The organism is Trichococcus palustris (assembly GCF_900114465.1).
GTDB classification, from domain to species: domain Bacteria; phylum Bacillota; class Bacilli; order Lactobacillales; family Aerococcaceae; genus Trichococcus; species Trichococcus palustris.
Genome location: NZ_FOTD01000002.1, coordinates 177,143 through 192,674 on the forward strand (window position 1 = coordinate 177,143; position 15,532 = coordinate 192,674).

Genomic DNA, 15,532 nt, shown 5'->3' on the forward strand with positions numbered 1-15,532 from the left:
CAAAAAAGATGGGACCGCGTTCACAACGAACGCGATCCCATCTTTTTTATGGTTCTTAAGCTTCACTTCTGCAAATTTATCCCGCTATCGCCAGCTTCCCGCGGCATTTCCCGCAGACATACTTCTTAGTGTCGATTCTGCGTTTGCGGTGATAGAGCTGGCCGCACTTGCCGCAACAATACATCCATTTTGGTTTGGTACTCTCTGAGTTGCGCAGATCCTTGACGAAGCGGCTCCCTCCGCTCTGCTTCAACAGCAGCTTGAAATCCTGATCGATGTGCCGATAGCCGCGCCCTTCCAAGTGCAGATGATAGTGGCACAGCTCGTGCTTCACGACATGCTCGAGTTCTGCCAGTCCGTGCAGTTCCAGCACGCGCGGGTTGAAGTCGATATCGTGGCTTGCGAGATGGTAGCGCCCGCCCGTCGTGCGCAGGCGGCTGTTGAAATAAGACTTATGCACGAAGGGTTTCTGGAAGACGGTGCTCGAGATATGCTCCACCAACTGCTGCAATTCTTGATTATTCACTGTTTTCCCCTCTTATTTCGTCTGCGGCAACATGGTCAAGGCAATCCGGCCTTTGTTCAGGTCGATGGCATCGACCCAGACGGTCACGATATCCCCTACTGCCGCGACGTCGGACGGATGCTTGACGAAACGGTTGCTCAGCTTGGAGATATGGACCATGCCATCCTGCTTGACGCCGATGTCGACGAAGGCGCCGAAATCGACAACGTTGCGGACGGTTCCCTGCAGTTCCATCCCCGGCTTCAGGTCTTCCATGGATAGGACATCCTGGCGCAGCAATGGTTGTGCGATGTCGTCACGCGGATCGCGTCCTGGTTTGGTCAAGCCGGTCAGGATATCCTGCAGCGTTTCTTTCCCGAGTCCGGTCACTTCCCGGGCTTTGGTCCGGTCCAATGTACCCAAGGCTTCCCGGGCGTGGTCAGTGCCGATGTCCTTCAGGTTCAGGCCGGCAAGCTCCAGTATTTGTTTGGCAGCCGGATAAGATTCCGGATGGATATCGGTGTTATCCAGGATATTCTTGCCGTCCGCGATGCGCATGAAGCCGACTGATTGTTCGAAGGCTTTCGGCCCCAAACGCGGCACTTTCTTCAATTGCTGGCGGCTGTCGAACGCCCCGTTTTCTTCCCGGTAAGCCACGATGTTCGTGGCGATGGTCTTGTTCAGGCCGGCAACGTGCTGCAGCAACGGCGCACTGGCGGTATTCAGGTTGACGCCGACCTGGTTTACGGCCGTTTCGACGACGAAATCCAGACGCTCACCCAGGCGTTTTTGGGAAACATCGTGCTGGTATTGACCGACACCGACCGATTTCGGATCGATTTTGACCAGTTCCGCCAATGGGTCCTGCAGGCGGCGGGCGATGCTGACGGCACTCCGTTCTTCGACTTGATAATCCGGGAATTCTTCCCGGGCGATGTCGCTCGCGGAATAGACGGAAGCGCCCGCTTCGTTGACGATCACATAATAGACCGTCTGTTTGACCTCTTTGATCTGATCGGAGACGAACAGTTCCGATTCGCGGCTGGCGGTGCCGTTGCCGATGGCGACCATTTCCACGTTGTAGTCTTCCAGCATCTTGCGGAAGGCTGGGCCTGCGGCGGCGCGTTTCTCCTGCGATGCCGGTTTGTGCGGATAGATGACGCTCTTCGCTAATACTTTCCCGGTCGCATCCACGATCGCCAATTTGCAGCCGGTGCGGTAGGCCGGATCCAGTCCGAGGACGGTCTTCCCTTTCAAAGGCGGCTGCAGCAACAGATTGCGCAGGTTGTCGCCGAAGACGTCGATGGCTTGTTCATCGGCCGCTTCGGTCAATTCGTTGCGGATTTCTCTTTCGATGGCCGGTCCGATGAAGCGTCGATAGCTGTCTTCATAGGCAGCGATAACGAACGGTGCCGCGATGCTGTTCGGCTTCTTGAGCACTTGCTTGTTCAGGTAAGCGAAGATTTTGTCTTCATCCACCTGCACGGCCACTTTCAGGATGCCCGCTTTTTCGCCGCGGTTCATCGCCAGGGTGCGGTGGGATACCAATGAGGAGATGCCTTGTGAGAAGTCATAATACATTTCGTAGACGGCTTTCTCGTCCTTCTCAGCATCCTTCACCGTGCTGACGACCATCCCGGTCTTGCGGGTGAAATCGCGGATGTATTCGCGGTAAGCCGGCTCATCGCTGACGATTTCGGCGATGATTTCATGCGCGCCCGCCAACGTTTCTTCTATCGTAACCAATTCCATTTCAGCGTTCAGGAATTCCTTTGCCTTCGCTTCGACCGTTCCGGCTGTCGGGCCTTCCAGTAGCCAGTCCGCCAAAGGTTCCAGCCCTTTTTCGCGGGCGATGGCCGCTTTCGTGCGGCGCTTCTGTTTGTAGGGGCGGTACAGATCCTCCACCCGTTGCATCTTGTCGGCCAATTCGATCTTCTGTTTCAAGGCCGGGGTCAGTTTGCCCTGCTCCTCGATGATGCGGATGACCTCTTCTTTGCGTTTGTGCAAGTTCGTCAAATAATTGTGGCGCTCTTCGATTTCTCGGATCTCCACTTCATCCAGGGAGCCGGTCGCTTCCTTCCGATAACGGGCGATGAAAGGAACCGTATTCCCGTCGCCCAATAATGCCAATACTTTTTCGATCTGTGCTGGCCTGAATTGTTTCAGCTCGGCTTTCACCAAATCCAAGACGATATCTTTTGCTTCTTCTGCCATATGCTTATTTCCTGCCTTTCCGATTGAAGGGGGCTGTACGCTAGGGACCTGCTGTTATCCCGTCGCCGTGTCCCGTTGCGCGCCAAAAGCGTCCCGGGTCCCAGCGTTTTATGTACGGCCTCCGTTATTTTCTTACCTTATAATCATGCTTCAGCCCGTCTTTGTCAAATACAACTCCGTGCAGCGTGCCGCCGTAGACGGCCCCGCCATCGATGCCGATTTTGTCGTCACTGATCCAGAGGTCCGAATTATCGTTGTCCCCGTGCAGGACAAAGGTCGGCGTATGCCCAAAGACGATCGTTTTGCCGGTGCGGTTCTTCTTCTGATGGAACGGATGGCGGATCCAGAGGAAATCTTCCGGATTGCTGTTGTGCCAATCCTTTTTGTCCAGATCGACGCCGGCATGGACAAAGATGTAGTTCTCCCACTCATAGTAGAGCGGCAGCGTCGCCAAGAAGGCGAGGAAGTCTTTGTAATGGAACTTCATCATCATAGCTATCTCGGTCGGCGAATATTCTTCATCGATGTGGTCATGCAGAAAACTTTCGAACGTCGCCAAGCCGCCGTTCAGGAAGTAATTCTGGGCATATTCCTCGGGCGCTGCGATGAACTTCTCCAGTATCTCTTCGTGGTTGCCCTTCAGGTAAACGGCGCCCTTCTGCTCGACCAGTTCCTTCGCCAAAAGGAAGCATGCTTTCGGGTTCTCCCCGCGGTCGCCCAAGTCACCGATGAAGATCAGCTTTTGCTTCTCTTCGTCCCACTTTTCCAGCAATTTCTTCATTAAAGTGATCTCGCCGTGGACATCACCGACTACAAATACTTCATTTTGCATACTCTTCCCCCACTTTCCCTAAAACTGTCCTCATACACCCATTTTAGCACACTGTTCCTTATCGCGTGCTCCCCTTTTCTTGATAATATATAGATGGGCAGCGTCAATTTGTTCATCCTTTTGCTGAATCTACCCCAAAAGTAATCCGCTTTCAATAAAAATACGCATTTTACCGAACATTCTAATCATATTCTTAGGGTATCATTCACTTTCTCGGTTGCATGCCCGAATCGATTTGGTTATAATAGTCAAGTGGCAAACGGATGGGGTTCATTCGAACTTATTTTCACTACCTTCCCCATTGACGCTGCACACAAAAAAAATACAGATGGGAGATCTTTTCAAAATGGAAAATTTCTTTAAGTTAAAAGAACATGGAACAACGGTTTCTACCGAAATCGTTGCCGGAATCACAACATTCTTCGCCATGTCCTACATCATTTTCGTCAATCCTTCAATCCTGGCATTAACTGGGATGCCTAGCCAAGCGGTATTTTTGGCAACAATCATTTCGGCTGCGGTAAGTACCTTGTTTATGGGCCTTTTCGCTAACGTACCTTACGCTTTGGCTCCGGGTATGGGCTTGAATGCTTTCTTCACTTTCACGGTTGTATTCTCATTGGGCTTCACTTGGCAACAAGCGTTGGCGATGGTATTCATCTGCGGCTTGCTCAATGTGTTCATCACCGTGACGAAAATCCGTAAAATGATCATCAAATCCATCCCTGAAGGCTTGCAACATGCCATCAGCGGTGGGATCGGCATCTTCATCGCCTATATCGGCATCAAGGGTTCAGGCTTCCTGCAATACACATCTGATGCTGGTTCTATCCTGTCAGTCAATGGCGCACCTTACGATGCAGCTGCTGAAAGTTATAAAGGTGGGATCGGAGCGATTGTTTCCGGTGGCGGCATCGTCCCTGCTTTGGTGAACTTCACTTCCAGCCCAGCCTTGTTGGCTTTGATCGGTCTGATCATCACTGTCATTTTGATGGTCAAAAACGTACGCGGTGCTATCCTGATCGGCATCGTTGCTACGACTCTTATCGGCTTCCCGATGGGTGTTGTTCACATTTCTGTGGCTGACATGCAAGCGAACTCGCTTGGCATTGCCTTCAGCCAATTGGGTACAACGTTCGGTGCCGCATTCGGCGCTGAAGGCATGCAATCCTTGTTCGCAGATCCGGCAAAACTGCCATTGGTTCTGATGACCATTTTTGCCTTCAGCTTATCTGATACATTCGATACAATCGGTACTTTCATCGGTACTGGCCGTCGCACAGGCATCTTCTCGGTTGAAGACGAAAAAGCACTTGAAGAAGGATCCGGCTTCAGCTCAAAAATGGACAAAGCTTTGTTCGCTGATTCGATCGGTACTGTCTTCGGTGCTATCTTCGGAACATCCAACACAACCACTTATGTGGAAAGTGCTGCCGGTATCGGTGCTGGCGGACGTACTGGTTTGACTGCCGTTACCGTTGCCGTACTGTTCATCATCAGCGCGTTCTTCGCGCCATTCATCGGCATCGTGCCTGCAGCTGCTACGTCTCCTGCATTGATCATCGTTGGTATCTTGATGATGGGTTCTTTCGTGGAAATCAACTGGAATGACCTTGAAGAAGCTATTCCTGCCTTCTTCGCATCCGTCTTCATGGGGCTTTCTTACAGCATCTCTTACGGTATCGCTGCAGGATTCATCTTCTTCTGTATCGTTAAGGTTGTCAAAGGCAAAATCTATGAAATCCATCCAATCGTTTGGGTTTCAACCGCCCTATTCGTGGCTAACTTCATCATCCTAGCCTTCCTTTAAAATCTATTCCTATTATCTTGTGAGGCTGTCTCTAACGAGGCAGCCTTTTTCTAACCTTATTTTTGGAGTGGCACATAAAAATGGTCTAGAGAGCCGTTTCGCCGGAGTTCGGCCGCCTGGAAACGAGTCTCCTCCGGCCAACATTCCCCTGGCCGGAGAAGAGTACCACGGAAGGACTCCGTTCCCCGGCCAACGCCTCCTTGGTCGGAGCAGCCGCCCTCCTCCGGTTAGCTGCACTTTCGCCGGAGAAGAGACTCCAAAAAAATATTACCTCCGGTCTGCTAGGCTTCGCCGGAGTTCGGCCGCCTGGAAACGAATCTCCTCCGGCCAACATTCCCCTGGCCGGAGAAGAGTACCACGGAAGGACTCCGTTCCCCGGCCAACGCCTCCTTGGTCGGAGCAGCCGCCCTCCTCCGGTTAGCTGCACTTTCGCCGGAGAAGAGACTCCAAAAAAATATTACCTCCGGTCTGCTAGGCTTCGCCGGAGTTCGGCCGCCTGGAAACGAATCTCCTCCGGCCAACATTCCCCTGGCCGGAGAAGAGTACCACGGAAGGACTCCGTTCCCCGGCCAACGCCTCCTTGGTCGGAGCAGCCGCGCTCCTCCGGTGAGCCACACTTTCGCCGGAGAAGAAACTCCAAAAAAATATTACCTCCGGTCTGCTAGGCTTCGCCGGAGTTCCGCCGCCTGGAAACAAGCCTGCTCCGGCCAACATTCCCCTCGCCGGAGCAGGATAACCCGGAAGACTCCGTTCCCCGGCGAACGCCTCCTTGGTCGGAGCAGCGTGCATGAAATTGGAGCTGCTTCATGCATCCATCCCAATCATTATCGTATTATTGCCAAAAGTCCATTCATATTTCCTCTTTAACATATAAGATAAAATATGTCCATTTTTTTACATGTTCTTTTTTTAAAAATAAATGGTTGCGATAATGCATTTTAATCGATATAATTAACCGAGTGTTAAACTGAATATCTCCATAGGGGAGTAACTAGCAGTATATAACTGTGGTAACGTCAACAATAAGTAGAGTAGTCCTATCTGCTGGTGTTACCTTAAATAGTGAGACTTATGCATACAGTATTGTCCAACAGACAATTTTATGCATAAGTCTCTTTTCTTTTTAACGCTACTATAACAGGTCAAGAGAGGGGAAACACCGTGTCAAAAGAACAATTGAACAAAGCGTTCTTCGCCCAGAACGAAGAAGAAGTTTTTGCAGAGCTTCAAACAACCAAGGCTGGTCTTTCTAAGGAAGAGGCGGCAAAGAGACTTGCTGAATACGGAGAGAATGTATTAGAAGTAGGCGAAAAACGCTCTACTTTGCAAAAATTCTTGGATCAATTCAAGGATTTCATGATTATTGTTTTATTAGCTGCTGCCATTATTTCAGGTACTGTCGGTCATGAAATTGCGGATGCCATCATTATCTTGGCTGTTGTTATCATCAATGCTGCTTTAGGGGTATTCCAAGAAAACAAAGCGGAAGAAGCAATCGAAGCTTTGAAGAAAATGGCTTCTCCTTTAGCCAACGTCAGACGCGGCGGCGAAGTCGTCCAAATCAAATCAGAACTACTTGTGCCTGGCGATATCATCGTCTTGGAAGCTGGAGACGTTGTTCCTGCAGATGTCCGCTTGTATAGCGTCAATTCGCTTAAAGTAGAAGAAGCTGCTTTGACTGGTGAATCTGTGCCGGTTGAAAAAGATTTGCTTGATGTAGCGGAAGATGCTCCTCTGGGCGACCGCAAAAACATGGCTTTCTCAAGCACAAACGTTACATATGGCCGTGCAGAAGGTGTCGTAGCTTTAACAGGTATGAACACGGAAGTCGGCAATATCGCTCATATGCTACAAAATGCAGAAGAAAAGAAAACACCGTTACAAGAAAACCAGGATCAAATGGGTAAATCATTGACCATCCTGATCTTAGCTATCGCTATTGTGATGTTCATCGTCGGATTCGGGTTCAATGGCCGTCCTTGGTTGGATATGCTGATGGTATCCATTTCTGTAGCCGTAGCTGCTATCCCGGAAGGTTTGCCGGCTATCACTACCATCATCTTGGCATTGGGTACGCAAAAAATGGCAAGCAGAAACGCGCTTGTCCGTAAATTGCCTGCTGTTGAAACATTGGGTGGTACAGAAGTCATCTGTTCCGATAAAACGGGTACACTGACTCAAAACAAAATGACGATCGAAAAAGTTTACTACAATGGCCAAGTGCATGACGCTCATGAAGCTATCGATCTATCCTTACCGGTAATGAGAATCATGAACTTCGCGAATGACACGCAAGTCGCTAACGATAAATCATTGATCGGTGACCCTACTGAAACAGCGATGGTTCAATATGGGTTGGATAAAAACTTTGATCTAGCCGGCGAATTAGCTAAAATGCCTCGTGTTGCTGAAGTCCCTTTCGAGTCAGATCGTAAAATGGCTTCTACCATCCACACAAACGGCTCTAAATTCTACGTTGCTACCAAAGGTGCGCCGGACGAATTATTGAAACGCTGCAACTTCATCGTTAAAAATGGTGTTGTATCACCAATGACGGCAGCAGACAGAGAAGAAATCCTTGAAACAAACCATAGCCTTGCTATCCAAGCTTTGCGTGTATTGGCTACAGCATACAAAGACATCGATGCTTTACCGGCTGCAATGACTTCCGAGGCTGTTGAACACGACTTAGTATTCGCTGGTCTGATCGGTGAAATCGATCCAGAGCGTCCAGAAGCTAAATTGGCTATCGCTGAAGCTAAAAAAGCCGGCATCCGCACCGTCATGATCACTGGTGACCACAGGGACACTGCTGCTGCCATCGCTACTCGTTTAGGCATCCTTGATGGTACAATGACTGCTCATTCAGTCATCACTGGAGCTGAATTGAATGAAATCTCTGATGATGAATTCTTGAAAACCGTTCAAAACTACTCCGTATACGCGCGTGTTTCCCCAGAACATAAAGTACGTATCGTTAAAGCTTGGCAAGATAATGGCAAAGTCGTTGCCATGACTGGTGACGGTGTCAACGATGCACCTTCATTGAAACAAGCTGATATCGGTATCGGGATGGGTATCACTGGTACGGAAGTATCCAAAGGGGCTTCCGACATGGTCCTTGCTGATGATAACTTTGCCACAATCGTTCACGCAGTTGAAGAAGGACGTAAAGTATTCGCTAATATCCAAAAGGCTGTCCAATACTTGCTATCCGCTAACTTGGGTGAAGTTTTGACCTTGTTCATCGCTACATTGTTAGGCTGGACCATCCTTGAACCGATCCACTTGTTATGGATCAACCTAGTTACCGACGTATTCCCTGCTATCGCTTTAGGTTTGGAAGAAGCTGAAAAAGACGTTATGGAACAAGCTCCGCGTGGACGTTCTTCTAACTTCTTCTCAAACGGCGTATTCACAAGCATGATTTACCAAGGTATCTATGAAGGCGGCATTACCTTATTCGTGTTCTGGTTGGCTACTTCTTACTATGGTTTTGATTTGCATATCGCTGAAGCTATGGCTTTCTTGACACTTGGATTCATCCAATTGGCACATGCCTTCAACTGTAAATCTGTGTTCAAATCAATGTTTTCTGTTAACCCGTTAGGAAACAAGCCATTCAACTATGCCATCTTACTTTCCTTAGTCTTGATGCTATTAGTGGCGTTCATTCCTGGATTGAACACAATCTTCGGAATCTACGACATGACTGGCCAACAATGGCTAATCGTTGTCTTGGCTGCTTTATCCGTTATTCCATTCGTTGAAATCGCGAAAGCCATTTTACGCGGTGTTGGATACGATAAAAAAGTCAACGGCATAAAATAATCTGAACCTTAACGCTTTAGGGACCCGCTTCTGTGGGTCCCTTTTTTCGTAGGATAAGGTGTTATTCAATTTTTAGAGCCAGTCGAGCGAGACCTCATCGGGAATTCCAATATCTTCTAAAGGCATATTACCGATGGACGGCTTCGCCGGGGATCCCGGTATCATCTGATTGGATTTTCCCGGCGAGCATAACCTCATCGGGAAATCCATTATCTTCCAAGGGCATATTACCGGTGAACGAGGCTTCGCCGGGAATCGAAAGGGATATGAATGTCGAATCCCTGATGAAGGATTTTGAAAATATTTCTGGTACATAGAAAAGAAACCAGATAATCCACACCACAGTAAGTTCTGTGTGTTTGACTATCTGGTTTCTTTTTTGTTTTTACTTATCTTCTTAGTGCTCGGTTTCTACCTAGGTATTCATCTCGCTCTATCTCAAACGCGTTCTGATTTGCAGGGGATTCCGTCTAAGCTGGCTAATCCGCATGGGCAAAATCAGCCCATTTGCGGTTAGCCTTCTTAGTACTCATCCCCTAACGCAAATCATCTCGCTCTATCTCATCGTGACGAATTCTTCTGCTCCGGTCGGGTGGATCGCCACGGTGTTGTCGAAATCGGTTTTGGTGGCACCCATCTTGATGGCCACTGCGAAGCCTTGGATCATTTCATCCACGCCGTAACCGATACCGTGCAGGCCGATGACCTTCTCGTTCTCGCCGACGCAGACCAGTTTCATCTTCACCTGTTGGCGGTGGGAAGTGACGGCCGTGTACATGGAGGCAAACGATGACTGGTACACTTTTACCTTGTCCTCGCCGTGCGCCTCCACAGCCTCTTTTTCGGTCAATCCTATGGTGCCGATCGGCGGATGGCTGAAGACGACGGTCGGGATATTCGCATAGTCCAGCTTTTCGGTTGGCTTGTTGTTGAAGAGCCGCTCCGACAATCTTCTGCCGGCCGCAATCGCTACGGGCGTCAGCATCTTCTTGCCGTTGACATCGCCCACCGCATAGATGCCGTCGACCGAGGAGTTCTCGTATTCATCGACGATGATGAAGCCTTTGTCGCTGACTTTGACGTCGGTCGCTTCGATGTTCAAGCCGTCGATGTTGGCGGTCCGGCCGATTGCCCAGATGATCTTATCGACAATCTCGGTGGAACCGTCCTTCAGATGCAGACTCAACGTGCCGTCCGCATTCTTTTCGACCGCTTTGGGACGAGCATGTGTATGCAGCGTCGGCCCATCCTTTTCGATTTCCTGCATGATACCATCAACAATGATGGTATCGTATTTCCGCAGTGGGCTGTCATAGCGGACGAACAGATGTGTATCCACGCCGAGGTTATGCAGCACACCGGCCAATTCGATGGCGATGTAGCCCGCGCCCACGACTGCGACCTTCTTCGGCAGCTCTTGCCATTCGAAGAACGTATCGGAAACATCCCCTAGCTCGCTGCCCGGTATGTGCGGTCTCACCGGTTTGGCCCCGGTTGCGATCAAAATATGTTTGGCTCTGATTTTTTCACCGTTCACTTCGACGGTATGGTTATCCACAAACCGCGCATGACCTTCGATGACTTCCACATTGCGGCGTTCAAATCCCGCCGCGTATGAGTTCCGTGAGCGTTCGATATAGGCTTCCCTGTTCTTGAGGAGCGTCGGGAAATCGACTTTGTGCTCCCCTGTTGCGAACCCGTAATCCGGACCGTATTTATGGATGGCTTCGGAAATCTGCGCCGCATACCACATGATTTTCTTCGGTACACAACCGATGTTCACGCAGGTTCCGCCGAGCTGTTTCCCTTCAATAACGGCCGTTTTTGCCCCGTATTCGGCTGCGCGGTTCATCGTTGCGATGCCGCCGCTTCCGCCACCGATGGCGATAAAATCAAACTCTCTCATTTTAGCCCTCCTTTGTTTCTTATGGTAAATATTTTCAATCAACTGCTTATCTATTTGTAAACAACTTTCCCGGTCGGATGTTGTTTGTCGCTCTTATCCAGGCTATCGTTTATTTTTCTCTTCCAGCCAGATGCAGCCGATTGTTTGGGATGCGGGGATGATGGCTTGGTGTCTGCCATGATTGTCATAGACCTTATAGAAAAGTTTGCCTTCCTCATTATACCCATAGGCATATACCACTACCCAGTGATTTTTATATTTGCTGTGCAACAATTTCGTCGTCCCAACGATGACCGGAACGGGATCGGGCCGGTCGAGCAACTGCGGCACGATTTTTTCCGTGATGATGCCTGTCTTTGCGGTCCAATCCGGGATGTCCTTCAACAGCTCATTCAAGCCATGCTGGACGTCCCAGAAAAAGGTCCCTTTATAGGGCATGAAGTCATCAACGACCGTTTTCAATCCCGCCACCAACGTATCCTTATCCAACGAACGCTGATACTTTTGCAAAACGGCATCATGCAGGAGCACGGCGCCGCAGTAGGTCCCGCAGATGCCTGGTTTCTCGTTGTTGATCCAAGTACTATATTTTGCGAAACGCCCTGGCTTTAGCCCGATCCATTTCACGGGATAGCTTTCTTTGACTGTTTTTGCATCTCTGCTGCTTTTTGTTGTTTCTTTTTCCACATCTATCCCTCTTTCACAAATCCGTCAGTCGATTCCTCTCATTATACCCCTTATCCCCCAATGAAATAAACGATTATGCTCGTCGCTCCGGATAAAAGGATCAGCCAAATCGAATCGATTTTTGTGAGACGGATGGCCAGGAAGGCGCCGATGAAGATGGCGGTCGCCAAAAAATTGACGGTGATGCCCCCGAAGGCTGTCCCACCCGATTGGAAAATGGCGGCAACAAATAAGGACAGCCCAGCAGCCGCAATCAGCGCAACCACGGCCGGACGCAAGCCACCCAGGATACCTTGCACCACCTTAATGTCCCGGTATTTGTAATACGCCCATGCCAGAATCAGGGCAATGAAGATGGATGGCGTCACCGTTCCGAGCGTCGCAACGATGGCGCCGAGCAGCCCGCCTACCTTCGTGCCGACAAAAGTGGCGGAATTAATGGCGATCGGGCCGGGTGTAATCTGCGAAATCGTGATGATATCCGTATATTCCCGCATCGTCAGCCACCCTTGGTTCGTCACGACTTCATTTTTGATCAATGGCAAGGAGGCATAGCCTCCGCCGATGGTGAACAGCCCGATTTGAAAAAAAGATAGGAATAATTGCAAATAGATCATATCAGAGTGCCCCTTTCTTTTCATGATACGTCAGATTGATGAAACCAATCAATCCGGCAAGCAAGATGATGATGACGACATGGACATCAAAGAAGAAGGAAGCGATAAAGGCTGCCACCAGCAACAGGATATTCACGATGTCTTTTTGCTTGACGACGCTATCGACCATATTGAAGACGACGTTGACGATGACTGCCGCCACACCGGCTTGCATCCCGATCATGAGCGCATCCACAAACGGATTCTCCCTGAAATTCATATAAAAATAGGAAATAAGCGTGATGATGATGAGCGGCGGAAAGACCGTCCCAAAGACAGTCACCAAAGCTCCGGCAATGCCGGCCATCCGATAGCCGATCAGGATGGAGGTGTTGACGGCGATGGCCCCTGGCGTCGATTGCCCCAAAGCCACCAAATCCAGCATCTCGTCTTCTTCGATCCACTTCAGGTCCTCCACGAATTTCTTTTGCATCAACGGGACGATCACGTATCCTCCGCCGAAAGTAAAGGCGCTCAGAATAAAGGTCGATTTAAATAACGTCCAAAATAATGCCGCTGACTTTTCTTGTTTTGCCACACAATCCCCTCCACTTTTTAGATTTTACGCGCAATATCCAACAGTATGAATTTTACCAAACTCAAGCTACATTGTAAAAAGAACAAGTCCACAATTTTGGCATTAGCATTTGTCTATTGTTACAGATTTGGCTGTTTCCTTGTCAGACTTTTGTCCGAACTTCCTTAAATTTTTTCAAAATAAATGGAAAATGATTGTTGTTCGTGTATAGTTAGAATGTGGGCAATAAAATTAATGAACATTAGAGGAGTGAATCACCATAGAAGCTTGGATTCAAAGTATCATGGAACAGTTTGGCTACATCGGTGTAGCATTTTTGATTATGATTGAAAATCTTTTCCCGCCCATCCCTTCAGAAGTGATTCTGACTTTCGGCGGTTTTATGACGACGAACACGAGCCTTTCCATCATCGGGATGATAATAGCCTCCACGATCGGAGCCGTGGTCGGCGCGGCCATCCTTTACGGGGTCGGCACGCTGATTGATGTGGAAAGATTGGAAAAAATCGTGGACAAATACGGCAATATCCTGCGCATCACCAAGGATGACATCCACAAAGCGGATGCCTGGTTTGACCGCCACGGCGTCTGGACGGTCTTCTTCTGCCGGTTTGTCCCGCTGATCAGAAGTTTGATTTCCCTGCCTGCCGGTATGGCGAATATGAGCTTCGGCCTGTTTATGCTTTTCACGACCTTGGGAACCGTGATCTGGAATACGGTGCTCATCTATCTGGGAGCAGCCGTCGGATCCCAATGGGAAACGATCGTCGCCTACATGGATATCTATTCCAACGTCGCTTATGTGCTCCTTGCGATTTTGCTTGTCGCTGCCATCATTTGGTACATCCGCAAAAGGAAACAAACCGCTAAAGCTAAGTAATAAAGAAGCCATTCTCCGAACTCGGGGATGGCTTTTTTGTCTTGGGAAAAAGCAAAGCGGTGGCGATAATGGTCATTGGCACGTATACTATACTTACATGCAACCCCAGTAACAGCTCCTCATCAACCTATCATTTCAAGAAAAAGAAAGGATGTTCTATATGAAACTCACCTTTACAGATGCCGCCGTTGCCGAATTAAAAAAACGCGTCGATCTACAGTCGCTCAGCCTCTTTTATGCAACCGGCCCATATTGCGGTTGTCCGAGCACCGGCATTTTCGCCTTACGGGTGAACGAAAAGGATTCGATCGAATACGACGCAATTGTTGAAACAAACATCGGCAAGATTCCTGCGCAAAAATGGGCGCTTGTCTTTTTGGATAGCGATAACCTGATCGATTTCAACCCGAGCCAGCAGGCTTTACAGTTAAAGAGCGAACGCGGCTTCCTGAACCTGAACCTTATGGTAGAAGAAATCATACCGGAATGACCTGTCAGCCGCACAAAAGCTGTTTGGCATGACGAATCGTCGGCGCATCACAGTTTCGTCACATTTATGGAATATTTTTTTCACAAGCTTGTGTTAGGATTGCATCAGAATGGAGTGAGAACATGACCTGTACGCAAAAAATAAGCTACCTCTCTGCAGATGGCGAGCAAAACATTTCCGCCTCCATCTGGGAACCGGATGGTCAGCCGGTTGCTGTCCTGCAACTCGTCCACGGGATGGCCGAACATATTGGACGCTATGACGGATTAGCCACCTTCCTGACGGAACAGGGCTTTGTGGTTGCGGGGAACGACCACTTGGGGCATGGCGACTCTGTGTCCGCTGATTCCGAATTGGGCTATATGACCGCCGGAAAACCCGACGAAGCAATCGTAACCGACATCCATACCCTGAATCGCTATTTGCATAAGCAATATCCGAATGTCCCGTTGTTCATTTTGGGGCACAGCATGGGTTCCTTTGCCGTGAGGGTCTTCCTGCAGCGGTATTCGGATCAAGTGGACGGCGCCATTTTGATGGGCACGAGTGGTCCGCGACCAGAGATAAAAGTGGTTTTGCCGCTGTTGGCATTGTTGAATCGACAGGCCGGCAGGAAAAAAAACGCTCTGCTCGATCAACTGATCTTTGCTGGCTACGCAAAGGCTTTCCCTGATGATGCCTATCAAAGCCGCTTTTGTTGGCTCAGCAAAAACGCTGAGTCTGTCCACAGATTTGAAGAAGATGAAAAATGCGGTTTCCTTTTTACGAACAACGCTTTCTACGGCTTGCTCGCCTTGCAGGATAAAGGCTGCAGCCTGAATTGGAGCCGGCCGATCCGACGTTCCCTGCCTATGCTCTTCGTCAACGGCGAGGCTGACCCTCTGGCGCAAGGCGGCGCAGGAACGAAACGGATAAAACAGGAATTGCTTAAAAATGGCTTTGAGCACGTCATCTTCCTTTCCTATCCGGAACTGCGCCACGAAGTCCTGCATGAAAAGGAGAAAGATCTCGTTCACCTGGACATCCTACATTGGCTGAAAAAACAACTTTAGTAGAAAACAGAGTAGCTGTCTCTAAGTGGCAGTCTTTTTTCTTGCATTTTCTCGTTATGTATTGGGCGCGGAGGAGCATCGTAGTCCAGAATAACCCGCCGAAAGTGGTTCGGCGGGTTAAAATACAGCGG

Annotated in this window: 12 protein-coding genes; 5 read left to right on the top strand and 7 right to left on the bottom strand. The window is 49.4% G+C overall.

Going from position 1 to position 15,532, the window contains the following annotated elements; translation table 11 throughout:
• Positions 1 to 76 precede the first annotated feature (76 nt).
• From BM101_RS02200 to BM101_RS02210, 3 genes are all read right to left on the bottom strand, one after another.
• Positions 77 to 526: a SprT family protein gene (locus BM101_RS02200; protein ID WP_087029900.1), complete on the bottom strand. Its 450-nt coding sequence runs from the start codon at positions 524 to 526 to the stop codon at positions 77 to 79.
• A 12-nt stretch (positions 527 to 538) separates the two neighbouring features.
• Positions 539 to 2,719: a Tex family protein gene (locus BM101_RS02205; RefSeq protein ID WP_087029896.1), complete on the bottom strand. Its 2,181-nt coding sequence runs from the start codon at positions 2,717 to 2,719 to the stop codon at positions 539 to 541.
• Between the two features lie 124 nt (positions 2,720 to 2,843).
• A complete protein-coding gene (locus BM101_RS02210; RefSeq protein WP_087029892.1) occupies positions 2,844 to 3,551 on the bottom strand; it encodes a metallophosphoesterase in 708 nt (235 codons plus the stop codon).
• 346 nt (positions 3,552 to 3,897) lie between these two features.
• On the opposite strand from BM101_RS02210, the gene BM101_RS02215 reads away from it, so the two are divergent.
• Together BM101_RS02215 and BM101_RS02225 are read left to right on the top strand one after the other, a co-directional pair.
• Entirely contained in the window at positions 3,898 to 5,361 is a 1,464-nt protein-coding gene (locus tag BM101_RS02215; protein ID WP_087029889.1) for an NCS2 family permease, read from the top strand.
• Positions 5,362 to 6,522: 1,161 nt separating this feature from the next.
• Entirely contained in the window at positions 6,523 to 9,192 is a 2,670-nt protein-coding gene (locus BM101_RS02225) for a cation-translocating P-type ATPase (protein ID WP_087029883.1), read from the top strand.
• Between the two features lie 556 nt (positions 9,193 to 9,748).
• Here BM101_RS02225 and gorA read toward each other — a convergent pair.
• The 4 genes from gorA to BM101_RS02250 form a co-directional block, all read right to left on the bottom strand.
• Complete coding sequence (gorA, locus tag BM101_RS02235) at positions 9,749 to 11,098, bottom strand: glutathione-disulfide reductase (RefSeq protein WP_087029877.1); 1,350 nt, start codon at positions 11,096 to 11,098, stop codon at positions 9,749 to 9,751.
• 102 nt (positions 11,099 to 11,200) lie between these two features.
• Positions 11,201 to 11,785 carry a dihydrolipoamide dehydrogenase gene (locus BM101_RS02240; protein ID WP_087029874.1) on the bottom strand — a complete coding sequence of 195 codons (585 nt, stop codon included), beginning with the start codon at positions 11,783 to 11,785 and terminating at the stop codon, positions 11,201 to 11,203.
• Positions 11,786 to 11,835: 50 nt separating this feature from the next.
• A complete protein-coding gene (locus BM101_RS02245) occupies positions 11,836 to 12,402 on the bottom strand; it encodes a chromate transporter (RefSeq protein WP_087029871.1) in 567 nt (188 codons plus the stop codon).
• A gap of 1 nt (position 12,403) precedes the next feature.
• The gene (locus BM101_RS02250; RefSeq protein WP_087029868.1) at positions 12,404 to 12,979 is read right to left on the bottom strand and encodes a chromate transporter; all 576 of its coding nucleotides are present in this window, start codon (positions 12,977 to 12,979) and stop codon (positions 12,404 to 12,406) included.
• Between the two features lie 259 nt (positions 12,980 to 13,238).
• Between BM101_RS02250 and BM101_RS02255 the strand changes: the two genes are divergently transcribed.
• From BM101_RS02255 to BM101_RS02265, 3 genes are all read left to right on the top strand, one after another.
• Complete coding sequence (locus BM101_RS02255) at positions 13,239 to 13,859, top strand: DedA family protein (RefSeq protein ID WP_087029865.1); 621 nt, start codon at positions 13,239 to 13,241, stop codon at positions 13,857 to 13,859.
• Positions 13,860 to 14,019: 160 nt separating this feature from the next.
• On the top strand, positions 14,020 to 14,349 hold the full coding sequence (locus tag BM101_RS02260; RefSeq protein ID WP_179193080.1) for an iron-sulfur cluster biosynthesis family protein: 330 nt from the start codon (positions 14,020 to 14,022) through the stop codon (positions 14,347 to 14,349).
• 122 nt (positions 14,350 to 14,471) lie between these two features.
• Positions 14,472 to 15,401 carry an alpha/beta fold hydrolase gene (locus BM101_RS02265; RefSeq protein ID WP_087029859.1) on the top strand — a complete coding sequence of 310 codons (930 nt, stop codon included), beginning with the start codon at positions 14,472 to 14,474 and terminating at the stop codon, positions 15,399 to 15,401.
• Positions 15,402 to 15,532 lie beyond the last annotated feature (131 nt).

Coding starts and splice junctions, on each gene's coding strand:
- BM101_RS02205 (WP_087029896.1), bottom strand. CDS start 2,719: ATGGCAGAAGAAGCAAAAGATATCGTCTTGGATTTGGTGAAAGCCGAG.
- BM101_RS02210 (WP_087029892.1), bottom strand. CDS start 3,551: ATGCAAAATGAAGTATTTGTAGTCGGTGATGTCCACGGCGAGATCACT.
- BM101_RS02215 (WP_087029889.1), top strand. CDS start 3,898: ATGGAAAATTTCTTTAAGTTAAAAGAACATGGAACAACGGTTTCTACC.
- gorA (WP_087029877.1), bottom strand. CDS start 11,098: ATGAGAGAGTTTGATTTTATCGCCATCGGTGGCGGAAGCGGCGGCATC.
- BM101_RS02245 (WP_087029871.1), bottom strand. CDS start 12,402: ATGATCTATTTGCAATTATTCCTATCTTTTTTTCAAATCGGGCTGTTC.
- BM101_RS02260 (WP_179193080.1), top strand. CDS start 14,020: ATGAAACTCACCTTTACAGATGCCGCCGTTGCCGAATTAAAAAAACGC.
- BM101_RS02265 (WP_087029859.1), top strand. CDS start 14,472: ATGACCTGTACGCAAAAAATAAGCTACCTCTCTGCAGATGGCGAGCAA.